This window comes from Novosphingobium soli (assembly GCF_042432915.1).
GTDB lineage: Bacteria > Pseudomonadota > Alphaproteobacteria > Sphingomonadales > Sphingomonadaceae > Novosphingobium > Novosphingobium soli.
On the sequence record NZ_JBHLWK010000001.1, the window covers coordinates 213964 to 236691 of the forward strand.

17 protein-coding genes are annotated in these 22728 nt (G+C 67.2%); 11 read left to right on the plus strand and 6 right to left on the minus strand.

What is annotated here, in order from left to right:
* The first annotated feature begins 36 nt into the window (after positions 1–36).
* The 3 genes from ACFFJC_RS00840 to ACFFJC_RS00850 all read left to right on the plus strand — a co-directional run bounded on the left by ACFFJC_RS00840 (position 37) and on the right by ACFFJC_RS00850 (position 3075).
* The gene (locus ACFFJC_RS00840; RefSeq protein WP_379485679.1) at positions 37–1179 is read left to right on the plus strand and encodes a glycosyltransferase; all 1143 of its coding nucleotides are present in this window, start codon (positions 37–39) and stop codon (positions 1177–1179) included.
* A complete protein-coding gene (locus tag ACFFJC_RS00845; protein WP_379485680.1) occupies positions 1172–2263 on the plus strand; it encodes a glycosyltransferase family 2 protein in 1092 nt (363 codons plus the stop codon). The genes ACFFJC_RS00840 and ACFFJC_RS00845 overlap by 8 nt, the downstream gene beginning before the upstream one ends.
* A 110-nt stretch (positions 2264–2373) precedes the next feature.
* The gene (locus ACFFJC_RS00850; protein ID WP_379485681.1) at positions 2374–3075 is read left to right on the plus strand and encodes an FMN-binding negative transcriptional regulator; all 702 of its coding nucleotides are present in this window, start codon (positions 2374–2376) and stop codon (positions 3073–3075) included.
* A gap of 565 nt (positions 3076–3640) precedes the next feature.
* Here ACFFJC_RS00850 and ACFFJC_RS00855 read toward each other — a convergent pair.
* Positions 3641–5734: a TonB-dependent receptor plug domain-containing protein gene (locus tag ACFFJC_RS00855; protein ID WP_379485682.1), complete on the minus strand. Its 2094-nt coding sequence runs from the start codon at positions 5732–5734 to the stop codon at positions 3641–3643.
* Positions 5735–5853: 119 nt separating this feature from the next.
* Between ACFFJC_RS00855 and ACFFJC_RS00860 the strand changes: the two genes are divergently transcribed.
* Positions 5854–6408, plus strand: coding sequence for a hypothetical protein (locus tag ACFFJC_RS00860; RefSeq protein WP_379485683.1), 555 nt, complete (start codon positions 5854–5856; stop codon positions 6406–6408).
* Positions 6405–7394 carry a cytochrome-c peroxidase gene (locus ACFFJC_RS00865; RefSeq protein ID WP_379485684.1) on the plus strand — a complete coding sequence of 330 codons (990 nt, stop codon included), beginning with the start codon at positions 6405–6407 and terminating at the stop codon, positions 7392–7394. The genes ACFFJC_RS00860 and ACFFJC_RS00865 overlap by 4 nt, the downstream gene beginning before the upstream one ends.
* A 123-nt stretch (positions 7395–7517) precedes the next feature.
* Here ACFFJC_RS00865 and ACFFJC_RS00870 read toward each other — a convergent pair whose 3' ends face one another.
* Positions 7518–8189 carry a hypothetical protein gene (locus ACFFJC_RS00870; RefSeq protein ID WP_379485713.1) on the minus strand — a complete coding sequence of 224 codons (672 nt, stop codon included), beginning with the start codon at positions 8187–8189 and terminating at the stop codon, positions 7518–7520.
* Positions 8190–8507: 318 nt separating this feature from the next.
* Here ACFFJC_RS00870 and ACFFJC_RS00875 point away from each other — a divergent pair, with 318 nt between their 5' ends.
* From ACFFJC_RS00875 to ACFFJC_RS00900, 6 genes are all read left to right on the plus strand, one after another.
* A complete protein-coding gene (locus tag ACFFJC_RS00875) occupies positions 8508–10643 on the plus strand; it encodes a BapA/Bap/LapF family prefix-like domain-containing protein (protein ID WP_379485685.1) in 2136 nt (711 codons plus the stop codon).
* The gene (locus tag ACFFJC_RS00880; RefSeq protein ID WP_379485686.1) at positions 10640–12985 is read left to right on the plus strand and encodes a BapA/Bap/LapF family large adhesin; all 2346 of its coding nucleotides are present in this window, start codon (positions 10640–10642) and stop codon (positions 12983–12985) included. The genes ACFFJC_RS00875 and ACFFJC_RS00880 overlap by 4 nt, the downstream gene beginning before the upstream one ends.
* Positions 12986–13145: 160 nt before the next feature.
* The gene (locus tag ACFFJC_RS00885) at positions 13146–14675 is read left to right on the plus strand and encodes a TolC family protein (protein WP_379485687.1); all 1530 of its coding nucleotides are present in this window, start codon (positions 13146–13148) and stop codon (positions 14673–14675) included.
* Positions 14672–15859, plus strand: a complete 1188-nt coding sequence (locus tag ACFFJC_RS00890) for a beta-barrel domain-containing protein (RefSeq protein ID WP_379485688.1) — start codon at positions 14672–14674, stop codon at positions 15857–15859. The genes ACFFJC_RS00885 and ACFFJC_RS00890 overlap by 4 nt, the downstream gene beginning before the upstream one ends.
* Complete coding sequence (locus ACFFJC_RS00895; RefSeq protein ID WP_379485689.1) at positions 15856–18966, plus strand: UDP-N-acetylmuramoyl-tripeptide--D-alanyl-D-alanine ligase; 3111 nt, start codon at positions 15856–15858, stop codon at positions 18964–18966. The genes ACFFJC_RS00890 and ACFFJC_RS00895 overlap by 4 nt, the downstream gene beginning before the upstream one ends.
* Before the next feature lie 59 nt (positions 18967–19025).
* Positions 19026–19481 carry a MarR family transcriptional regulator gene (locus ACFFJC_RS00900; protein WP_379485690.1) on the plus strand — a complete coding sequence of 152 codons (456 nt, stop codon included), beginning with the start codon at positions 19026–19028 and terminating at the stop codon, positions 19479–19481.
* A 23-nt stretch (positions 19482–19504) separates the two neighbouring features.
* Here ACFFJC_RS00900 and ACFFJC_RS00905 read toward each other — a convergent pair whose 3' ends face one another.
* The 4 genes from ACFFJC_RS00905 to ACFFJC_RS00920 all read right to left on the minus strand — a co-directional run bounded on the left by ACFFJC_RS00905 (position 19505) and on the right by ACFFJC_RS00920 (position 22707).
* Positions 19505–19690: a hypothetical protein gene (locus tag ACFFJC_RS00905; RefSeq protein ID WP_379485691.1), complete on the minus strand. Its 186-nt coding sequence runs from the start codon at positions 19688–19690 to the stop codon at positions 19505–19507.
* Between the two features lie 57 nt (positions 19691–19747).
* Positions 19748–21682, minus strand: a complete 1935-nt coding sequence (locus ACFFJC_RS00910) for a hybrid sensor histidine kinase/response regulator (protein WP_379485692.1) — start codon at positions 21680–21682, stop codon at positions 19748–19750.
* Between the two features lie 87 nt (positions 21683–21769).
* A complete protein-coding gene (locus ACFFJC_RS00915) occupies positions 21770–22324 on the minus strand; it encodes a chemotaxis protein CheX (RefSeq protein ID WP_379485693.1) in 555 nt (184 codons plus the stop codon).
* Entirely contained in the window at positions 22324–22707 is a 384-nt protein-coding gene (locus tag ACFFJC_RS00920) for a response regulator (RefSeq protein ID WP_379485694.1), read from the minus strand. The genes ACFFJC_RS00915 and ACFFJC_RS00920 overlap by 1 nt, the downstream gene beginning before the upstream one ends.
* Positions 22708–22728 lie beyond the last annotated feature (21 nt).

Consider the following 22728-nt stretch of genomic DNA (forward strand, 5'->3'; position numbering starts at 1 on the left):
TTCAATCCGATAGTGAGTGATCGGCGGGGTTTTCAAATGAGTTTGGATGAAAAGGACCGACCGTTCGTCGCCTATCTGGTGCACGATCTGAACGATGCCGCGGTGTGCAGGCGGCTGGAACTGATGCGGGAGGAGGGCATGGCGGTGAAGCTGGGCGGCTTCCGCAGACAGGAGGAGCGATCTGCGCGGGTCGAAACATTCTCCGCGGTGGATCTCGGGCGCACGCGGGACGCTCGCCTGCTGCAGCGGGCGGCGTCGATCGGCTTGCTGCTGATGTTCCCGTGCAGCCTACGCAAGCTGTGTGCCGGGGCTGGTGCCATCGTCGCGCGCAACCTGGAGATGCTGATCCTGGCCTGGCGCGTTCGCCAGCCGGGGCAACGCCTCGTGTACGAATGCCTCGACATCCATCGCCTCATGCTGGGATGCGGGCGCAAGTCGCGCGCGATGCGCTGGATAGAGCGACGGCTGCTATCCGGCACGGATCTCGTCATCGTCAGCTCGCCCGCCTTCGCGCAGGACTACTTTGCGCAGCGGCAGGGAAGGCGCGATGGCGTGCTGCTCGTCGAGAACAAGCTGCCGCACAGGCCAGGGCAAAAGCCTCGAAGTCGGCCCGATCGCCAGCCGGACGGCGCCTGTACGATCGGCTGGTTCGGCATGTTGCGGTGCAGGAAGTCTCTGGAGCAGCTTGCCGCGCTCGCCGCTGGCTCAGCAGGACGAATCCAGGTGGTGATCGCTGGGCGTCCCAGCCCGGCGGAATTTGCAGACTTTGCGGACGAGGTGTCTCGCCGTCCCGGCCTCCGCTATCTCGGCCCCTACGGGCCCGAGGACCTGCCGCGTCTCTATGCCCTGGTCGATTTCGTCTGGGCCATCGATTACTTCGAGGAGGGCCTCAACTCCGCATGGCTGCTGCCCAATCGCTTGTACGAAGGGCTGGCCCACGGCGCCGTGCCCATAGCCCTTCGCAGCGTCGAGACTGGGCGCTGGCTGCATCGACGCGGCGTCGGGCTGCTGGTCCAGGATCCGCTGGCCGAGCTTCCCGTCCGGCTTGCGGCACTGGCTGGCGGTCGGCACGCGGCCCTGCGGCAGGCGATCGCAGAGCTGCCGCAGGCCGCGCTCTACCAAACGCGGGACGAGAGGTGCGCCATCGCCAGCGCCATCGTCGGGTGCGGTCATGGCTGATCGGGTGGCGGACGACGTGCTTGCCGTCGTGCCTTGCCTGAACGAGGAGGCGCACCTGCCCGAATTGCTGTCGTGGCTGGCGGCGGATGCGCGCGGAGCGCTGGTGGTGGTGGCGGACGGGGGCAGCACGGACCGCAGCCGCGCGATTGTCTCCGAAATGGCGCGGCTGCATCCGCAGATCGTCCTGCTCGACAATCCGCGCCGGATCCAGAGCGCCGCGGTGAACCTGGCAACCCGGCGCTTCGGACGCGGCCGAAGATGGATGGTGCGGCTGGATGCCCACGCCCGCTACCCGCGCAGCTTCATCGACCGGTTGTGCCGTTCCGCGCTGGAGACCGGCGCGACCTCGGTGGTCGTTCCGATGGTCACGTCCGGATCGCGGTGCTTTCAAAGGGGAGTGGCGGCGGCGCAGAACACGCTGCTGGGCACGGGCGGGGCGCCCCACCGCCATGTCGGGGACGGTGCCTGGGTGGAGCATGGGCATCATGCGCTTTTCGACCTGTCCTTGTTCATGGCCGTGGGCGGCTACGACGAGGCCTTTACGGCGAACGAGGATGCAGAGCTGGATCGCAGGCTCATCGCAGCAGGAGGGCGCATCTGGCTTGAGCCGCGCGCTGCGATCACCTACTTCCCCCGGAGCGGGGCCACGGCCCTGTTCCGCCAGTATCGCGCGTACGGTCGTGGCCGGGCCCGCAACCTCAAGCGCCACCCGGCGCCAGTTCGCCTGCGGCAGATGCTGCCGCTGGCGGTCGTTCCCGCGTCGCTGGCGGGCGGCGCCGGCTTGGCCTTTGCGCCATGGTGGGGCGAGGCGCTGCTGTTCGCCGTTCCGATGATCTTGTGGCTGGGCGCATCGCTGCTCGGCGGGCTGTGGCTGGGCTGGCGCGGGAGATCGCTCTGCGCCGCCGTGTCCGGCCCGGCGGCGCTGACGATGCACTTGGCCTGGTCTCTGGGGTTCATTGCCGAAGCCTTGAGCAGGCGCCCGATGCCGCCGGCGCCCGAACCGCTGCTCTTCGCCGATTGCGCAAGTCCCCAGGGCGCCACGGCGCCCGTGCTCGAAGCGGGGGCGCTCGCGGGAAGCCGTTGAGCGGGCCCGGGGCCAGCGCTGGCCTGGCGTTCTGCGGCAAGGCCTTGCGCGATCTCTGCGGCGCGCGAGCCTGATCGCTTTATCGTCAACGGTTCTCCCTCGCGGCCCCGTTGCTGGCCGAGCTTGATTTCTGCAGCGAACATGCGCTCAGTCGAGCCTCAGGTTCGTGGAGGCAGGAAAAGGTGTATTGTCCATCCGTATTCGCCGAAGAACGGAGCGAGGTCCTGCACGCGGCGATCCGGGCCCATCCGCTGGCGACGCTGGTGACCCATGGCGCCGCCGGGCTGACGGCGAACCTGGTTCCGTTCACCCTCGTCGAGCTTGAGGATGGCGGCGCCTGCCTGCGGGCGCACCTGGCCCGGGCGAATCCGCAGGTCGCGGAGCTGCGCCTCGGATCGGAAGTGCTCGTGATCTTCCAGGGTCCCGCCGCCTATGTGTCGCCCTCCTGGTATCCCTCCAAGCAGGAGCACGGCAAAGTGGTTCCGACCTGGAACTACATGGTCGTGCAGGCGCGGGGCTGCGCGGCGGTGATCGACGAAGCCGATTGGCTGCGCCGCCAGGTCGATCATCTCACCCGATCGCAGGAACAGGATCGTGAGCAGCCGTGGTCGCTCGAGGATGCACCTGAAGCCTACCTGGCCGGCCAGCTGAAGGGCATCGTCGGGGTGGAGATCCCGGTCGAGCGGCTGGAAGGCAAGTGGAAGGTCAGCCAGAACCAGCCGCCAGCAAATCGGTCCGGCGTGGTAGCGGGCATGACTGCGGACGGCCACGCCGCCATGGCCGCGCTCGTCGCCGGCCGCGAGGTGACCTGAACCCTCGCCATGTCTCGCGCTCGCCTGCTCTCCAGAGAAGTCCGCCCCTATAGCAAGTGGAGAACTTGCGCGGCGGCTTGCGTCCCGTTGCCGTCATACATAGTGCCGGTAGTATGGGCTCAATCTGGAGCCATCAATGCGCTTACTGTCTGTAATACGGTATAGATCGAACGAGACCGGGTCTCTCGGTTACGGCAATCGAGTGATGTTAATCGGTCTCGCACCCTACGTTCCACTGCTTGTTTTCGACGTCTAGCCAAGGACTTCGATATGGACGGAAAGCTACTTTTGGCTTTCCACGATCTGGTTCACGGCGATATCTGCATATGGCGTCAGACAGATGTGAAACGCAATTTGGTCCGAATAGCGAGCAGCGCTTCGCGTCGATAACCACCCACATCCGACCTTTCCACACCACCCAGCCTGAGCCTGTCGAAGCCCTGAGGCGTGAGCGCGAGGTTCCATGCTTCGGCAGGCTCAGCAGGAAGCGGGGCGGGTGGGCCGGAGCGCAGCTCTCCACCTTTTTCCGGCGGCGATGCGCTGCGAGTCGTCAGGGCTGGTCGCCTCAGTATTTCGCGCGGATGCTGGCGAACAGTGTGCGACCCGCTTCCGGGAAGCCGTCGGTCAACGTGTAGTCGTCGTCGAACAGATTGCGGCCACCCACACCGAGCTCGATGCTATCAATGATCGCGTAATCGACCCGCAGGCCCGCGTTCAGGTAGGCTCCGGTGCGGTAGTAGGCCTGAGGTGCCGTGGCCGGCAGGGCGGTAAACAGCGTCCAGCGGTTCGATGCCACATCCATGCTGGGGATGATGTGGAGGCGCTCGGTGGGAGCCCAGTCCAGATAGGTGAACGCCTTGTGCGTCGGAACGCCCGTCGGGTGGAACAGCGGGTTGGCATCGTAATCCAGCTTTCGCTGGATGCCCGTGTAGTTGAAGCCTGCATCCAGCCCCGGCAGGATCGTGGCGGACACGGACAGTTCCACGCCGTAGTACTCGCCTTTGCCGACATTGCGGCTCTGCGTCATGTTGCGCACGGCGCATCCGGGCGTCGAGACGGCGGGCGGCGTCGTCGATGCGGTGCAAGGGTAGCCCGCGACCGGCACTCCGAAGATGGCGACGTCGATCCAGCTGTAGAACAGCGCGCCTTCCACGCGCACCGTGCCGCGAGTCCAGCTGCCACCGATCTCGGCATTGGTGGCCCGCTCGCTTTTCAGATCGGGATTGGGAATGGCCGAGTTGAAGCGCTGGCTGAACCGTTCGAAGATGGTCGGGAAACGCGCGCGCGACGACAGGCTGGCGTGCAGGTCCAGCCCATCGTCGCCGCGCCAGTCGAGCCGGCCCTGCAGGTTCCAAGTGTCTGCGTCGCGGCGAGGGTAATTGTAGATCACCGATGGCGTGCCGGACGTGCCGAGGGGGGAGCCATAGTCCTCCGCCAGGATCAGGTTGCGCCAGTCGTAGCTGCCGCCGACCGTGAAGCTGAGCCTGGAGGATAGCTGCAGCTCATTCTCCAGCGCGGCCGAGAAGGTGTCTTCGGTCTGCGTCTGGCGCGGCTCCGTGCTCGGCACGCCTGCGGTCGAGAAACTGGTCTGGGATTCCACGTGCTTGTCGTGGCGGTAATGGAAGGCCAGGCGGAGCGTGTCGGCCTCGCTCGCTGCGAAATCGAGCTGAGCCGACCCACCCCAGGCACGGTCCTCGTACGGGGAATCGAATGCGTAGGGGCGGCTCTGGGTCGCAAGCGTCCGGTCGTCGAACGAGCGCAGGATGGAATCGAACTGGTTGTAGTAGGCGCGCGTCTTGAGCGTGGCGCGGTCACCCAATGCCGTCGAGGACAGGAAATAGACGCTGGTGATGTTCCATTCCGGCCAGTTCCAGAAGCGGGGCGTCGTCACCAGGTCGCTGATGTGCAGCGGCGCGCCTTTCGAGCCTTCCTGATAGGTATAGCTCAGGGCGTATTCGTCCGTCGCGTTCGGTGTGAAGCCGACCTTCGCGTTGACACGCCAGTCCTCGGTCCGCGAAAAGTCGCGCGCGCCGCCGTCTTCCAGCGCGGGAACGCGCGGCATGAAGTCGTTCGGCAGGTCCCAGTGGTCGGTGAAGCTGCGGGCATAACCGGCTTGCGCATACCAGCGCTCATGCCGAGTGCCGATCGCGCCGGACACGTTATAGCCGGCGTAGTCGGCGTCGTTGTCGAAGTTCACCGCCCCACGCAAGTCGATGTCCAGCGCCTTCGTCGGCTTGCGCGTGACGAGGTTGATGGCGCCGCCCATCGCGCCGGGCCCGTCGAGTACCGAGGCATAGCCCTTGGCCACCTGCACTTCGGCGATATCGGTGGTCAGGAAGCGGCCATAATCGAGACGGTTGTCGGCAGGCAGGTAGACGCGGATTCCGTCGATCGAGAGCGGCACCTGAAACCGGTCGAATCCACGCACGAAGACGAGGCGTTCGTTGCGAGTGCCGCCGCTGTTGCCCGCCGACACGCCCGGCATGAGGTTGACGGCATCGTCCAGGGCAGTGCGCCCAAACGTATAGATCGCTTCGGACGACAGCGTGGAGCTGTCGATGGCGATGCCGTCTGCGGGCGGCGCGGTCACGGTGATTTGGCCGAGCGAGAAACGGTCGCTGAGCTCGGGCGCCGCCTCCTGCGCGTAGGCTGTCGGCATGACGGCGCAACTGCCGAGCAGAACTGTGAAAAGCCGTCGCATGAAATTTCCCCTGTTGTGCCCGTTCGATTCTCTATATCTCGCCGTATATAGCTTTATTCCTCAGGGGGAAGTCGTCCATGCCCAAGCCCGTTCTGCCCTCATGCCTGCTGGGTGTCGTCGCATTGCTCGCGGGTGCGCCTATCGTTGCGCAGGCGCCCATGCCGCCCATGCCGCCGACGGATGCTGCGCCGGACTGCGCTGCCCCCGCGACCCTGCCTCCGCCGCTGGCTGCGTGGACCAGACCGGTGCCGATGGCGGCGGTCGGCAAGGCCGGAGCGTTGAGGCGGGCAGTGTTGCAGCCGGATCAGGCCGTCACACTGGCCTTGATGCCCACGCCGAAGGTCTCCTATCCCGTGCGCCCCGAAAAGCCGGGCGGTTCGGTCAGCTACGGCGGCCTCGCCCGTTTCGCCGTGACCCAAGCCGGCACTTGGCGCGTGGCACTGGGATCGGGTGCGTGGATCGACGTCGTCAAGGACGGCCGAGCCTCAGTGTCGGTTGCGCATGGCCACGGCCCGGAATGCTCGGGCATACGCAAGATGGTGGATTACGACCTGTCGCCGGGCACTTATGCGCTGCAGGTCGCTGCCAACGGTTCGCACAGCATTCGCCTGCTGGTGACACGCTTGCCGTGAAGGTGTTCTTGGCCGCTGCAGCGCTGTCGCTGTTCGCTGCGGCGGCCCCGCCGCCGTGGCAGTGGTCGCTTCCACGCGGCATCGCGCCGCCGCCGGTCCCTCCCGAAAATCCCATGTCGCAAGCCCGGGTGGAACTGGGGAGGCTGCTGTTCTACGACGCTGACCTCTCGGCCGACGGTACCCTGGCCTGCGCCGGGTGCCACGAGCAGAAGCGCGGTTTCGCCGACGGCAACGCCACCCATCTGGGCGTTCATGGCGATCCCGGTCGCCGGAACGTGCCAGGGCTGGCCAACGTCGCATGGCTACCGCGCCTGACTTACGCCGATCCTTCCGCCACCACCTTGGAAATGCAGGCCTTGATACCGCTCGTCGGCGAGAGGCCGGTCGAGATGGGCATGAAAGGGCTGGAAGCACAGATCGGCCGCCGGCTCGGCGCAAACCCTTGCTATCGCCGCATGTTCCGGCGGGCATTTCCCCAAGGCCGCGGCCGGATCGATCTTGCCGGCGTCGCGGCTGCCCTGGCCGCGTTCCAGCGGACAATGGTCGCGTTCGACAGCCCGAACGATCGCTTCATGGCCGGGGACGAGACCGCGCTGTCCGCCGATGCGCTGCGCGGCAAAGCCGTCTTCGACCGAGTTGGTTGTGCCGTCTGCCATGGGGGCCGGGACTTCACGGACGCAGCCTACCACCGTGTCGAGGCGGTCGGTGGTCGCGATCCCGGACTGGCGGAGCATACGGGACAGCAGGTCGACATAGGGCGCTTTCGCACGCCTTCGCTCCGCAATGTCTCGATCACCGGGCCTTGGTGGCACGACGGCAGCGCCAGCCGGCTCGAACTGGCCGTTCGCCGACATGGCAAGGGCGCGGGGTTGTCCGCGCGAGACATGGGGTTGCTGCTCGCCTTCCTGGACGATCTTACTGATCGGACGTTCCTGGCCGATCCGCAATTCTCGCGCCCAGACAGGGCCTGCGGCAAGCCCTTGTAACATCCGGAGCTGACCATGCGGATGGCCGCAAGCATGCCTTCGGTATGATCGGTCTGCGCCGGCGCGCGCTTGCTGCCGGCACCGTCGCGGGGCGGGACCGCATGAGCCATTCAGCACATGGCGCTAGTCCGGCAGCCGGCCGAAAGGGAGCAGCTTGCGCGCGAGCATTGCGGCTTTCTTGCCGTCGTTTGCCTGAAGCGCGGGGAGGATGGCGAGTGCTGCGCGCTTCATCTGCATGTCCAGCACGGAGGGGGTCTGCGCGGCCGCGGCGGCTTCGGCCCAGCGCCGGGCGCGTGCGACGTCGGCGTGATCGTTGCGGATCTGCAGCAGCGCGGCCATCCCCGGGTAGAAGGCGCGGTGTCCACCAAGTGTGACCGCCCGGTTGAGCGCGGTCTCGCCCACTTTCGCCTTGGCTCCCAGCGCGGTGCGCGCCAGCAGGCTCCCGAGCTGGTCTATCGCCCCGAGATGCCAGCCGGCGATGACCATCTGGGCTTCGGGATCGCGCGCGTCCTCGGCCGCGAGCCGCTCGAACTGCTCCAGCGAGGCGCGCACGTCCGACCGGCTGCGCGTCAGCTTGCCGCGATAGCCGATGGCGATGGCGCGTTGGAGCGTCGCCTCCCGGTCCCGCGGGCGTGTCGTCAGGATCCTCTCGGATCCGGCGATCGCCTGTCCGATCAAGGCCAGGGCCCGGCCCTTGTCGGTCGTCTGGAAGGCGGCGGTCGTGAGCAGTTCCCTGGGGGTGTCGGCCGAGGCGACGGAGGGGCATGCGGCAAGCAGTGGACTCAAGGCTATCATCGTCTGACGGTACACGCGACCTCCTGTCAGGCTGGAACGGCACGATGGCCGATCCTCGACGCTGACACCAGCGCTTATCGTCCGCCGGTGCATGCGAACGTCCGGAAGGATGAGGCCGGGACCGGGGCAGAACGCGCGGGCTAGTCGAGCAGGAACAATTGCTTCCGGAAGCGGAACGATCCCGGCCGAGGCGCGCCCGAGCGCGTTGCATCTTCCGAAGTATCGCGTGCGATGCCGCGTCCGGTCCGGAAGGTCTCCGGCCGGGGTGCGCGCCGTTGCAGGTAAGTGCGCTTGGCGTGATTCAGACAGGGGAGTGGCATGGCTGTCGAAATTTTTGACAAGGTGACGGGCGAAAAGCGGTCGGTAGCCATCGACGCGATCGACCTAGACAACCCGAGCGTGGTGAAGCTGCAGCTTAACCGCGCGGACGTCTCGAATTTCGAACAGCAGGGGAACGATCTTCTGGTTCGGCTGAAGTCCGGCGAGGTCATCCGCATCGTCGACTTCTACGCCGATGCTGCCAGCGTCCAGAGCGAGGTCGTCCTGGAGGAAGCCGATGGCGGCCTGTGGGTCGCGCGCCCGAGCAGCGGCGTCGAGTACTTCGAACTCGGAAAGATCGAGGATCTCCTCGCGCCCGCATCCTCGGTGGCGAGCGAAGGAGAGGGGGCAGGCGCGGGGTTGCTTCTCCCGGCCCTCGGCCTGCTGGGCGGCGCCGGCCTGATCGCGGCATTGAGCAGCGGTGGGTCGGATGACTCTGATGCGGATGCGGATGCGGATGCAGACGCTGATGCCGATGCCGATGCCGACGCGGATGCTGATGCTGACGCTGATGCTGACGCCGACGCCGATGCGGACGCAGATGCGGACGCTGACGCGGACGCTGATGCAGACGCGGATGCGGATGCCGATGCGGATGCGGATGCTGACGCTGACGCTGACGCGGATGCTGATGCAGACGCCGACGCGGATGCCGATGCTGACGCTGATGCTGACGCTGATGCTGATGCTGATGCTGATGCAGACGCGGACGCTGATGCAGACGCGGATGCGGATGCAGACGCGGACGCTGATGCAGACGCGGATGCGGATGCAGACGCCGACGCGGATGCGGATGCGGATGCAGACGCCGACGCGGATGCGGATGCGGATGCGGACGCTGACGCCGATGCTGACGCGGACGCGGACGCTGATGCTGACGCGGACGCGGACGCGGACGCTGACGCAGATGCCGACGCGGATGCGGATGCCGATGCGGATGCGGATGCCGACGCCGACGCCGACGCCGACGCAGACGCCGACGTCGATCCGCCCGCGGAGCCGACGGCCGAGCTGGAGAACGACACCGGCGTCTCGGGCACGGATGGCGTGACCAACGATGGCACCATCCTCGTCGGCGGCCTGGAGCCGGGCGCGACGTATGAGTACAGCACGGATGGCGGGCTCACCTGGGAGGACGGCTCGGGAACCAGCTTCGAGCTGGACGAGGGCGCCTATACCGATGTTCAGGTCCGCCAGGTCGACGCGGCCGGGAACGAGGGCGATGCGACTTCGCTCGGCCCGATCACCGTCGACCTGAGCGTGGGCACGCCGTCGGCCGCGCTGGAGGAGGACACCGGCGCCTCGGCCACCGACGAGGTCACCAGCAACGGCACGGTAGAGATCACCGGGCTCGATGCCGGCGCGACCTACGAGTACAGCGTCGACGGTGGCCAGAACTGGCTGCCGGGCGCGGGCGACAGCTTCGTCCTTGCCCCGGGCACCTACGCCGACGTGCAGGTGCGCCAGACCGACACGGCCGGCAACGTCAGCACACCCATCTCACTGGGCGCGATCACCGTCGACGCCGCGGCCGCTGCCCCGACCGTCGCGCTCGCCGATGACACCGGGGCCTCGGGCACGGACGAGGTCACCAACGACGGCACGGTCGAGGTCACCGGACTCGAGCCCGGCGCCACCTACGAGTACAGCACCGATGGCGGCCTCACCTGGGAGGACGGCGCGGGCGACAGCTTCGTCCTTGCCCCGGGCACCTACGCCGACGTGCAGGTGCGCCAGACCGACGCGGCGGGCAACACTGGCCCGGCGACCTCGCTGGGCGCGGTCACGGTCGACGCCACGGTCGCGCCGCCCGACGCCGACCTTGTCACCGACACCGGAACCTCTGGCACCGATGGGGTGACGAGCGATGGCACCATCGTCGTGGCCGATCTCGAGCCCGGCGCCACCTTCGAGTACAGCACCGACGGCGGGGTGAACTGGACCCCCGGCACGGGGACCAGCTTCGAGCTGGGTGAGGGCGTCTATGCCGATGTCCAGGTGCGCCAGATCGACCTGGNGCGGCGGGCAACACTGGCCCGGCGACCTCGCTGGGCGCGGTCACGGTCGACGCCACGGTCGCGCCGCCCGACGCCGACCTTGTCACCGACACCGGAACCTCTGGCACCGATGGGGTGACGAGCGATGGCACCATCGTCGTGGCCGATCTCGAGCCCGGCGCCACCTTCGAGTACAGCACCGACGGCGGGGTGAACTGGACCCCCGGCACGGGGACCAGCTTCGAGCTGGGTGAGGGCGTCTATGCCGATGTCCAGGTGCGCCAGATCGACCTGGCCGGCAACGTCAGCACCGCCACCTCGCTGGGTCCGATCGAGATCGCCTTCCCCGTCGCCGTGGACGATGCCGCGACGCTGGACATGGGCGATCCGACCAGCACCACCCAGCCGCCGGTGACCGACACGGCGGTGACGGTCGTGGGCCTCACCGAAAGCGACATCGGAGCCGACAACAGCCTCACGGTCAGCGTCTCTCCGGACACCACCGGATCGGTCCGCATCGAGATCAGCCAGACCGCGCTGGTCGCCGTGGCGGACGCCTTCCGGCTCGACATCGTCGATGCCGATGGCAACGTCGTCTACTCGGCGGTGACGGAGGACTCGCTGCTGGGCGATGTCGCGGGCCTCGAATTGCTCGGCCTCACGTCCGACAACACGCTGGTCGCGATCGTCGAGGGGCTGCCCCCGGGCGACTACCAGGTGGTCGTGCGCAACGACGCGGGCGAGCTTGAAGGCCTGCTCGACACCAACGGCGATGGCATCACGTTGGCGGAGCTGGGGGATGCCGGCGTGGTCCTCGGGCCGGACAACCAGACCCTGGTGCTCGACACCGTCGAGGATGCGCTCGGCGGCGGGGTGCTGGGCTCCACCGTCCGGGACCTGCTGGAGACCGCGCTCGACCTCAGCACCGACCTCGGCGCCGGCGACCTCGTCGATATCCTGAGCGACATCCTCGAGACGGTCGGTGCGACGGAGCTGCTGGACACCGTGGTTGACGCGGTCGCCGACAACCTCCTCAGCAACACGCTGACGGTCCTGCAATCCACCTCGATCACCGCCACCGTCACCGAGTACGACTTCGCCAACGAGACGCTGACCGGCAACGTGATCGGCGGCGGGGCGGACGCCGGGGCCGACGATGTGGGCGGCGGCGCCACCGTCACCCAGGTCACGAACGCGGAGGGCACGGTCGTCACGGTGCCCGACGGCGGCACGGCCACGATCGCGGGCGCTTACGGCGTCCTCGTGATCGCGGCTGACGGCAGCTACACCTACACGGCCAACGGCGATCCCGCATCGGTCGGCGAATCGGAGGTCTTCACCTATACGCTGGGCGATGGCGTGACGTCCGATACCGCGACGCTCACCATCGCGCTCGAGGGCACGGCGGTGGACGTGGCGGACGACACCGCCACCGCCGAGGTCGAGTTCGCCAACGTGGTGGACGACGGCTACTTCGACGGCGGCGGCACGCTCCAGGGCGCCGTCCTGGGCGAGAACGAGTACATCGGGTCCAGCTTCGTCATCGAGGACAACATGGCTGTCTCCGGCACCGTGTCGGTGGATGCCACGGTGGCGCTCCTCTCCAGCGGGACCCTGTTCCTCGAGGAAGAGGTCGCGCCCGGGAGCTGGGTGACGGTGGAGGAGCGCGACTACACCGTCTTGCTCAACGCCCTGGGAGAGGTCGTCACGCTCGATCTGGGGCCGCTCAATCTCGACGAAGGCACCTATCGGGTCCGTTCGACTCTCGGCGGCGCACTGTCGGTGGTGAGCATTACAACCGATGTGGATGTAACCTACCTCGACCAGTTCACCGTCGACGGCACCACTCCGGCGACGGGCAATCTGCTCGACAACGACGAGGCCGGCTCGCTCCTCACCGAGCTGCAGGTCTTCGATCCCGACACCTCCAGCTACGTCGAGGTCGAGGCCGGGACGGCGGCCACGGTGGACGGCACTTACGGCACGCTGACGCTCGATGCAGACGGCAGCTACACTTACACACTGCTCCCGCAGGTGCCCTACTTCGACGAGCCGCAAGTGGAGACGTTCAGCTACCAGCTGGTCCATCCCACCGGCGAGATCGCACAGGGTACGCTGGAGGTGACGGTAGAGCCCTCGGGCGCCGGAGTGCCCGTGCCGCTCGCGGCCACTACCCTGGCGTTCGACTTCGACACGATCCCGATCGAGAGCCTCGAACTCCGGGTGGAGGACCGTGCCGAGGCCCGCGCGACCGGCTACTTCGAGTACGACCTGTTCGAGGGCCAGGGCACGCTCGAGGACGTGCTGGAGGGCTATCTCGACAGCCGCGAGGCACCCCTCGACGCCGAGGTCGGTTCGACCTCGCCCGACGAGGGCACGGACATCGCCGCGGTGGCTCCGGTCGAAGATCCGCTTGGCTACCTTACCCTCAATCCGGATCTTTCTCCGGACGATCAGTGGAACAATCATTCTGTGATCTAATTCTCCGGTGTTATGCAGGCGGGGCCGTACAAGTACCGAAGTACGGGCCCGCCGATAACAACATGTCGATCGTCCCTTTAGGGGCGGCTGGAGGATTATGCTGCGGAAGGGCTTTAAGGGGTGCGGGGACGCGCCCTGTCTCCGCTCACTTTTAGCTTTGGTGTTCGTTTCCTTTTCGGTCGGCGCACAGGCACAGGCAACGGGGCAGGCGTTCGGGGGCGAGGCCCTCACACTGGAACAGGCCGTCCAGGAGGCGGTAGCCTGGCACCCTTCGGTCACCGAGGCGGTCGGCAGGCTCAAGGCACGGGGAGAGGACGTCAGGGTCGCGCAGGCCGGCTATCTGCCCCAGGTCAACGCCGGCCTCGGCAGCGGCTACGACAGTGTCAGCCGCAGCCGCTGGCGCCCGCGGGCCAATCTCTCCGCTTCGCAGATGCTCTACGACTTCGGCAAAGTATCCAGCAGCGTGGCGATCGCCGAGGCCGGTACCCGCATCGGCCGGGCTCAGCTGCTGCTGGCGGTGGACAGCCTGGTGCGCGACACCGCCTATGCCCTTATCGAGATCCAGCGCGGCGCGGCCCTGCGCGAAGTGGCGCTCCAGCAGCTGGAAAGCGTGCGCAGCATCAGCGAACTGGTGGACCATCGCTTTCGCCGGGGCGCGGCAACTCGGTCCGATGCGCTTCAGGCCCAGGCACGCGTCCAGTCGGCCGAGGCGGCCATCCAGCAGATCGCGGCCGAGCAGCAGCGGTGGGGCAGCAATCTGGCCTACCTCGTCGGCCGTGACGCACTGCCTCCGGTGTCCGCCGAGGTGCCCGACTGGTTCCTGCGATCGTGCGAGAGCGGCGAACCCGACTGGACGCAGGTGCCGGCCATCATGCAGGTTCATGCAAGCCGCGAACAGGCGGAGGCGGAGCTCGACAGGAGCCGGGCGGAAGGGCTGCCCACCCTTTCCGTCGGCGCAGGCGCCTCGACCGACGTCAACGACCCGCTCTCCGACCGGGCCGACTACAACTTCGGCATCAGCATATCGAGCGCGCTCTACAGCGGCGGCGCCTATCGGGCGCGGACGCGGGGCGCCGCCTTCGCGCTCGGCGCTGCCGACGCCGCGGAAGCCAGCGTGCGCAACGAGGTGAGCCGGTTGCTGGCCGAAGCGCAGCGGCAGGTGGACAGCTTCCGAGACGTGCTCGCCACGCTCGTCGCGCGCGAGGAGAGCATGCGGGAGACCGGCACGCTCTACCGATTGCAGTACCTGGAGATGGGCACGAGGACGCTGGTGGACCTCCTCAATGCACAGCAGGAGCTGCACCAGGTGCGCTTCGACCTCGTCAACACGCGGCACGACGAGTTCGTGCGGCGCCTGCGCGAAGGGCTCCAGTATGTCGTGCAGGAAGGCGGTGAGGGGCTCTCGGGCGGGCAGGTGCAGTCGCTGCTGCTCGCCCGGCTGCTGATCCGCCAGCCGTCCGTAGTGCTGCTGGACGAGCCCACCGCCTCGATGGACGATGCCACCGAACGCCTGTTCATCGACCGCTTCCGCAGCTGGAGCGAGCGGCGCACCGTCGTCGTGGCGACGCACCGGATGCGGGTGCTCGACCTCGTCGACCGGGTGATCGTCATCCACAACGGCCAGGTCACGCTCGACGACAGCAAGGACGCCGCGCTGCGGGCCATGCAGGGCCGGGGGAGGGCGGCATGAGCGCCTGGGCCGACAACGACGACTGGCTGTTCGGCGAGGAGAAGGACAGGCGCCTGGTGCTGGCCACCCGGCTGGTCTGGACGCTCGCCGGGCTGTTCCTGGCAGCCCTCGCCTGGGCCGCGCTGGCCGAGCTCGACGAAGTGGCCACCGGCACCGGCCGCGTGGTGCCGACCTCGCGCGAGCAGGTGATCCAGTCGCTGGAAGGGGGCATCCTCTCCAAGCTCATGGTCCACCAGGACGATCTGGTCGTCTCGGGGCAGGTTCTCGCCCAGCTTGACCCCACACAGGCCGGTTCAACCGTCGAGGAGAGCGCGGCCAAGTATCAGGCGGCCCTGGCCGCAGCGGCGCGTTTGCGGGCCGAAGTGAACCAGACGCCGCTCGAGTTCCCGGCCGAACTTGCGTCCTATCCCGACCTTAAGGCGGCCGAAACGCGCCTCTACGAAGACCGCCGGCGGAGCCTGGCGAGCTCCATCGGGCTCATCGACGAGTCCCTTTCGCTGATCCGCAAGGAGGTGGCGATCGGCGAATCGCTCATCCAGGTGGGGGCCGCCAGCAGCGTCGAAGTGATCCGCCTCAAGCGCCAGCGCGCCGATCTGGAGCTGAAGAAGGCCGACCTGCGGTCCCAGTACATCGTCGAGGCGCGGCAGGAACTCGCCAAGGTCAACGAGGAAGTGACCGCGCTGGCGCCCGTCGTGCGTGGCCGCTCCGACACTCTCAAGCGGCTGACCCTGCGCTCTCCCGTGAAAGGCGTGGTCAAGAGCATCCAGGTCACCACCGAGGGCGGGGTGGTTCCGCCCAACGGAGAGGTGATGCAGATCATCCCGGTCGACGACCAGCTGCTGATCGAAGCGCGCATGTCCCCGCGCGACATCGCCTTCATCCACCCGGGCCAGCGCGCAACGGTGAAGGTAACCGCCTACGATTACGCGATTTACGGCGGTCTCGAAGGCCAGGTGACCACGATCTCCCCGGACACCATCCGCGACGAGGTGAAGCCGGAGATCTTCTACTACCGGGTGTTCATCCGTACCCGATCGGATGCCCTGTTGAACAAGGCCGGCAAGCGCTTCCCCATCGTGCCCGGCATGATCGCCACCGTGGACGTCCATACCGGCAAGAAGACCGTGCTGCAGTATCTCCTGAAGCCGTTCAACCGCGCGCGGGAGGCGCTCCGCGAGCGATGAGCGTCGCCTGCCGCCCAGCTCTGGAAGCGCTTCGAAAGCATCTTGCCGCGGCGGCGCCGGTGATGGTGGACGGTGCTCCAGGCTTCGTCCTGTTCTTCTCGTTCACCGACGGAACCGCGCGGGCAACTGTGCTGACCGTCACCGCAGAGACCCTCGACGCCGCCTGGAAGAAGGGCCTGGCCCAGCTCCCGGAACGCGCCGCGGACACCCGCTGGCTGCGGATCGACTGGGTCGACGCGGTCGAGCGCACCACCTGGCAGGCTCTGCGGCAGCAACTGCGCGGCATCAAGCGCAACTACTTCCGCCTCGGCATCTCGCTGGACGCACGTTTCCAGCACGCCTTTCTCGAGACCGAACTGAACGCCAACGCCATGCTCTATGGTGGGCCGGGGGAGGCCGCGGCCGTCATCAACGAAAAGAACTTCGCGATCTACGCGGCCCGGCGCCACGGATTGAAAGCGCTGCGCTTCCTCGATGAAGAGCCGGTGTGGCTCTTCACCACTCGCGGCGTCTTCCGAGGCGAGGACGGCACGGTCCATGCGCTGGACGGCGGAGGGCTCGACACCGGCCGCCGCTCGGTGGGCCGGCTCAACGCCCCCGCCGTGGAGTCCCTGATCGCCGCTGGGAGCCGCTATCTCGCCGCGCAGGTGCAGGAGGACGGCCGCTTCCACTACGGATGGCATCCCTGCTTCGACAGGCCGATACCGTCGTACAACGCCCTTCGCCATGCCAGCTCGCTCTATGCCATGCTGGAGGCCTGGGAGGTCACCCGCGACGCGCTGCTGGAGAAGGCGATCGCCGCATCGCTGGACCGGCTGACCGGAGACCTCATCAAGCCGGTTGTCCTGCCGACCGGAGAAACGGCCGCCTTCCTGGTGGATGTCGCGGGCGAGATCAAGCTGGGCGGCAACGCGGTCGCCATTCTTGCGCTTGCCAAGCATGCCGAACTGACCGGCGACCATCGCCACATGATTCAGATGGAGGCGCTGGCGGAGGGAATCCTGCACATGCAGGACCCCGGCTCGGGCCGCTTCGTCCACGTCCTTGCCTACCCGGACCTCTCCGTCCGGCAGGAGTTCCGGATCATCTACTACGACGGCGAAGCGGCCTTCGCGCTGATGCGTCTCTACCGTCTCACCGGAAATCTCCGGTGGCTGGAGGCTGTCGAAAGCGCCTTCGAGCACTTCATCCGCGAAGAGCACTGGAAGGCGCACGACCACTGGCTCAGCTACTGCGTGGACGAACTCACGCGACATCGTCCGGACGAGCGCTACTATCGTTTCGCAATCGACAATTTCCGGGATCACCTCGGCTTCGTGCTGGAGCGGATCACGACCTTTCCGACGTTGCTGGAACTGATGATGGCGGCGCACAGGACCGTGGCCCGCCTGCGTTCGGATCCGCAGCTCTCGCACGTGCTCGACGGGGTGGACCTGGCGCGCTTCTACCGCGCCCTGCACCACCGCGCCCACTATCTCCTGAACGGCCACTTCTGGCCCGAGCTGGCGATGTTCTACGCCAATCCGGCGAAGATCGTCGGTAGCTTCTTCATCAGGCACCATGCCTTTCGTGTGCGCATCGACGACGTCGAGCACTACCTCTCGGGTCTGGTGGCATATCGTGCGTACCTGCTCGATGAGGACTCTCGGCGCAAGGCTTCGCCATGCGTGTCGCAGGGGGACCGAACGGAGCGCCACTGGACGCAGGCCGATGTCGAGAGGGCGACGGCTGGCATCTGGGCCGTGCCGCCGCTGGTCGGCTGGCAGGCGACCGGGCTGTGCATTTCGCCGCCGACGATGCAGGCTGGGGAGATGGTGGCGGTGCGGCTTGCCGACCCCGGCATCGGGGTGTCTCCCGAGCGGTTCGCCTTGCTTCGGCATGTGCCATCCGCCCTGATCGTGACGGATGCCGAAAAGGTCGCCGGCACGGGCTTGCCCATCCTCCAGGTCGAGGACGTGGGCGCCGCGATCCTGGCGCTGGGCCACTATGCCCGCGAGCGCATGGCAGGCAAGCTGGTGGGCGTGACCGGCAGCGCCGGCAAGACCACGACGGTGGCGATGATGGCGCATGCGCTGTCCGCATTCGGCGCGGTGGGCCAGACGCGCCAGAACGCGAATCTCCCTCACGGCGTCGCCTGGAACCTCGCCTCTATCCCGTGGGACACGCCGCATACGGTGCTGGAGATGGCGATCGGGCGCATGGCCCGCAACGCGCGCATGGCCCGCCCGGACATCGCGATCTTCACCAATATCCTTCCCGCCCATCTCGAGTACCACCGGGACCTTGCCACCGTGGCGACCCGCAAGAGCGCCATCTTCGATGGCATGGGGCTCGGCGGGGTCGCGGTCCTCAACCGCGACATGGCGGAATGGGAACGCGTTCACATGGCGGCCAAGGCGCGCGGCCTCAGGATCGTCCACTATGGCCGATCGGAGGGCTGCGATGCGCGGCTGACCGGTTACGATGCCGCTAGGCGCGAAGTCTCCGCCGTGGTGGGTGGCCGCGCGCTGCGCTACCGCCTCGGCGCCGCTGGCGAGCACATGGCCCTCAACAGCCTGGCCGTGCTCGCTGCGGTCGAGGCGCTGGGCAAGGACATCGCGCCCGTGCTCGATCTTCTCGCGAGCTTCGGCGCAGCGGAGGGGCGTGGCCGCGAGATCCAGTTGGAGCTGGGAGAGCGGCGGCTGACCTTGATCGACGATGCCTACAACGCCAACCCGGGATCCATGGAGGCGGCGCTTGCCGTCTTGGGCGGATACCCGGCTCCCGGGCGCCGCGTGGCCGTGCTGGGAGAGATGCTGGAGCTCGGCGAGCATGCGTCTGCCTATCACACCGGCCTGGCGCCGCTGATCGCACGCCACGGGATTGATCGCGTACACGCGATGGGGGAACTCTACGAAGGCCTGTGGGACGCCGTGCCCTGCGAGCGCCGGGGCTCTCTCACGCACTCGCTGGATGCGCTCAAGGACGCGCTTACGGCTGATTTACGCGACGGCGACCTCGTACTGCTGAAGGGGTCGCACGGGACCGGCATGCACACGTTGCCGGCGTGGCTCCAGGCCCACCAGCCTCGCCCTGTTCGGCAAATACAAGAAGGGTTCGCCAAATGACCATTCATCACCATCCACCGGGGCGCGAGGGTTAGATGCCGTCTCCCAAGCAGAAAGCCGTGGACCTCGACCTCTCCCCCACGTCACGCCGAACCGTGCGGGCATTCGCCAGAGCGGCCGAGACACGGACGCTGGAGGAGCGGCTACTGGTCGAAGGTGCGCGCCAGCTGCTGCAAGCGCGCAAGAAGATCGCCAGTCTCGCGCCTAAAGGCCTGTTCCGTGATCCGGCATGGGACATGATGCTGGAACTGTTCATCAGCGGGGAGGAGGGCGGCATCCTGTACGTCAAGCAGATCATGATCGCTTCGGGTGAATCCACCGCGGCGGCCATGCGACGGATCGATCGGCTGCACGAAGCGGACTTCATCGAGCGGATACAGGATCCGCTGGACCATCGCCGAGTCATCGTGCGGCTGACCGAGCGCGGCCGCCAGGCCATGGTGACCATGCTGAAGCACGCTTTCGAACCCGGAGCCGGACGAGCCGGGGCGCCCGTACCCTACACACCCCGGTGAGAGGTCGGGATGAGGTGCATCGTTCATTGAGGGGGGAAACATGAATCCGCCAGCGATGAAAAGTTGCCGTTCGGAATGGTGAGCTTGCGACTGGCAGCATCGCGAAATGGATCAAGCTGGAGAGGTTCATCACCAACCTGTTCGAAGTCGAGGATCGGGCCCGAAATGCTGGAGATCCGCTCCTCGTCTGTTTCGACGAGGCGATCCATCCGCCTGGACTGGCCGTTCGAATTGACACGGCCTTGACCATGTGGCCAGTGCCAGGTTCAGCGCCTGCTGAGCGCCTGCCTCAACGCCTGCTCCAGCATTGCCTGTGTGAACGGCTTCCCCAGCTTGACGATGCGCGCCTGGGAGCCCTGCGGGACGTCGCCGTAGCCGCTGGCAAGCACGATCGGGAGGTCGCCCCGCTCGGCGGTCGCGTGGTCGGCGAGCTGCGTCCCGGTCATGCCGGGCATCGCCTGATCGGTGACGAGCACGTCGACATCCGGATAGCGACGCAGGAGATCGAGCGCCATCTCGCCCGAGCTTGCCTCCAGCACCTCGTGTCCTAGGTCTTCCAGCAGGGCGGCGGTGTTCATCAGGATCAGGCCATCGTCGTCCACCGCCACGATTCTCAGTCGGCCGAGCCTTTCCTGCTCATCCGCCGCCCGCGACGACGGCAGGGCGGGCGTCGCCTCGCCTTTGGCCACGGGCAGCCACAGCGTCGCCTGCGTACCCTCGCCCGGGTGGCTGTGGAGGTTGAAGCTGCCGCCGAGTTGCTTGGCCAGCCCATGGATCATGGAGAGGCCGAGGCCGGTCCCCTTGCCCGGGCCCTTGGTGGTGAAGAAGGGCTCGGTGGCGCGAGCCAGCGTCGCTGCGTCCATGCCTTCGCCGGTGTCGATGACCGAGAGCGCGATGTACGAGCCCGCGGCGAGGCCGCCGGCTCCCGTATCGGGCGCTCTGCTGTGCTCGGCCGTGATGCGGATGGCGCCACCCTCGGGCATGGCATCACGCGCGTTCACGGCGAGGTTGAGGATGGCCATCTCGAGCTGATTGGCGTCAGCCATGACCGCGGGCAGTTCCGCCGGGAACGCCAGGTCCAGCGACCATTGCGGACCGATCGTGCGCTCCATGAGGTCGCGCATGTCACGGACGAGTTCGGGAACGTCGATCCGCTCCGCGCTGAGGTCCTGCCGTCGAGCGAAGGCGAGCATGCGCTGGGTGAGCGCGGCACCGCGCTGGGCGCCCTGCATGGCATTGTCGATCAGCCGCTCGATCGTCGGATCCGGAGGTAACCGCTTCTGGAGCAGCGTGAGGCTGCTCATGACCGCCATCAGCAGGTTGTTGAAATCATGCGCGATGCCGCCGGTCAGCTGGCCCACGGCTTCCATCTTCTGGGCCTGTCGCAGTGCCTCCTCGGCCTTCTGCCGGATCGCCACTTCCTGCTCGACCCGGGTCTCCAGCGTGTCGTTGAGCTCGCGCAGCGCAGCTTCCTGCTGCTTGGCCGAGGTGATGTCGTAGATCACGCCCACGAGCCGGTAACCCGCACCCTCGCGGATGACCTCCCCTCGGCGGGCGATCCAGCGCGGTTCGCCGTCGTCCTTGCGCGTGATGCGAAACTCGGCGTCGAGGCTCTCCGGCGCCTCGCGGTCGCGAGGCCTCGGAACCAGCAGCAAGGAACTGTCCTGCAGGACGCTGTTGATCGTCTGCACGGGCAACACGGAAGCGGGGTGGAGGCCCAGCACGCGGCAGAATTCCCGAGAGACGGTGGCAGTGGCGAAGCCGTCGACATATTCGAAGGTCCCGATCCCGCCCGCCGACTGCGCGATGCGCAGCCGTTCCTCGGCGCGCTTGCGCTCGGTCACGTCGACCAGCAGGCCGGTGAAGCGCACCGGCTCCTCATGCTCGTCGAGATGGCACTGTCCGCGCCCGTGCATCCAGAGGGTCGCGCCGGCCGGCGTGACGATCCGGAACTCCTTGGAGAAGAGTTCGGCTCCCGCGAGCATGCCGGCCACCGCGATGCGGATGCGGGCGCGATCGTCCGGGTGGATGGCCTTGAAGAACGTGGCGGGCGGAAGGCCGGCAGCCGCGACCTCGGGAGCGATGCCGTAGAGTTCGGCGAAGTGGGTGTCGACATGCAGCCGGTCGGCGGCGATGTCCCAGTCCCACGTCCCGCTCGCGCCGATAGGGACCTGGGCGTTCTTGCTGTGTCCTCGAGTCATTTCCGGGTCAGGCATCGTCGCCCACGACGCGGGCGATAAATTCGTCGAGCAGGCTCTTCAGCGTCTCCAGCGAGGGAATGTCCATGATCATCGCGATGTAGCCGCGGATGTCGCGGCTGCGCACGGCAAAGTCGATGTAGAGAAAAAGCACCAGGCCCTGGCTGGCCGGTCCTCTGTCACTTCGAAGAGGCTGGCGCTCGTGCCGCGCAGCACTTCGGGAATGGTCATGGTCAGCGAACGCTTGAGCATGTTCGCCATCGTTGCGAGGCAGGCATTGAGGATGACGTTGCCGGTCTCGCAAAGCGCTTCACCTTCCAGTTCCACAACTTCCTGCGGCGTCAACTCGTCGCCGGTGACGGCGCGGACCAGTTCCAGGCTGTTCGTTTCCGGGAAGATCAGGAGCGCGCGGCCCGAAAACGGACCGGTGAAGTCCTGGCGCACGGCGACAAGATCGGTCACCTCACGCTCGCTGATGAGGCGGGCAGCGCGCTGCTGGCTCACCACCTCTATCGACGGGACCGATAGCAGCACCTGATCGCCGATCATCTTGCGCAGGCTCGATGCGGCGCGGCTCACCCCGATGTTGACGATCTCCGTCAGGGCATCGCGTTCCAACTCGGCGAGCGTGATGCTTTCCAGCATCACGCGCGAAGCGATCGCAGGCGCAGCGCCGCGCCGGAGAGGAAGGGCTGAAGAGCATCGGCCGTGACCGGTTTGGCGACGAAAGCGGCGCCGATCTCCCGCGCGCGAGCGATGATTTCGTCCTGGATATTGGCCGTGATGATGGCGATCGGCAGGTCTGGAAGAAGGCCGCGAAGCTCGGCAGCGAGTTCCAGCCCGTCCTTGTCGCTCATGTTGAAGTCGATCAGGGCCACGTCGGGAGTCTGCCCGGCAATGAGTTCGAGCGCCTGACTGGCGCTGCCGGCCTCGAGCTTGCTCCAGTCGGGCTGAAGCTCAGCCAAAGCCTTGCCGGCGACGATCCGCGCCAGCTTGCTGTCATCCACGATCAGTACGGTAACGGGCATGCTAGTACTCCGAGCCGCCGG

What these genes read in the sequence shown, in the direction of transcription:
- ACFFJC_RS00920 (WP_379485694.1), bottom strand. Translation starts at nt 22,707, where the DNA reads ATGCCCGTTACCGTACTGATCGTGGATGACAGCAAGCTGGCGCGGATC.
- ACFFJC_RS00855 (WP_379485682.1), bottom strand. Translation starts at nt 5,734, where the DNA reads ATGCCGACAGCCTACGCGCAGGAGGCGGCGCCCGAGCTCAGCGACCGT.
- ACFFJC_RS00905 (WP_379485691.1), bottom strand. Translation starts at nt 19,690, where the DNA reads ATGGATCGCCTCGTCGAAACAGACGAGGAGCGGATCTCCAGCATTTCG.
- ACFFJC_RS00890 (WP_379485688.1), top strand. Translation starts at nt 14,672, where the DNA reads ATGAGCGCCTGGGCCGACAACGACGACTGGCTGTTCGGCGAGGAGAAG.
- ACFFJC_RS00910 (WP_379485692.1), bottom strand. Translation starts at nt 21,682, where the DNA reads ATGACTCGAGGACACAGCAAGAACGCCCAGGTCCCTATCGGCGCGAGC.
- ACFFJC_RS00860 (WP_379485683.1), top strand. Translation starts at nt 5,854, where the DNA reads ATGCCCAAGCCCGTTCTGCCCTCATGCCTGCTGGGTGTCGTCGCATTG.
- ACFFJC_RS00895 (WP_379485689.1), top strand. Translation starts at nt 15,856, where the DNA reads ATGAGCGTCGCCTGCCGCCCAGCTCTGGAAGCGCTTCGAAAGCATCTT.
- ACFFJC_RS00915 (WP_379485693.1), bottom strand. Translation starts at nt 22,324, where the DNA reads ATGCTGGAAAGCATCACGCTCGCCGAGTTGGAACGCGATGCCCTGACG.
- ACFFJC_RS00870 (WP_379485713.1), bottom strand. Translation starts at nt 8,189, where the DNA reads ATGATAGCCTTGAGTCCACTGCTTGCCGCATGCCCCTCCGTCGCCTCG.
- ACFFJC_RS00840 (WP_379485679.1), top strand. Translation starts at nt 37, where the DNA reads ATGAGTTTGGATGAAAAGGACCGACCGTTCGTCGCCTATCTGGTGCAC.
- ACFFJC_RS00845 (WP_379485680.1), top strand. Translation starts at nt 1,172, where the DNA reads ATGGCTGATCGGGTGGCGGACGACGTGCTTGCCGTCGTGCCTTGCCTG.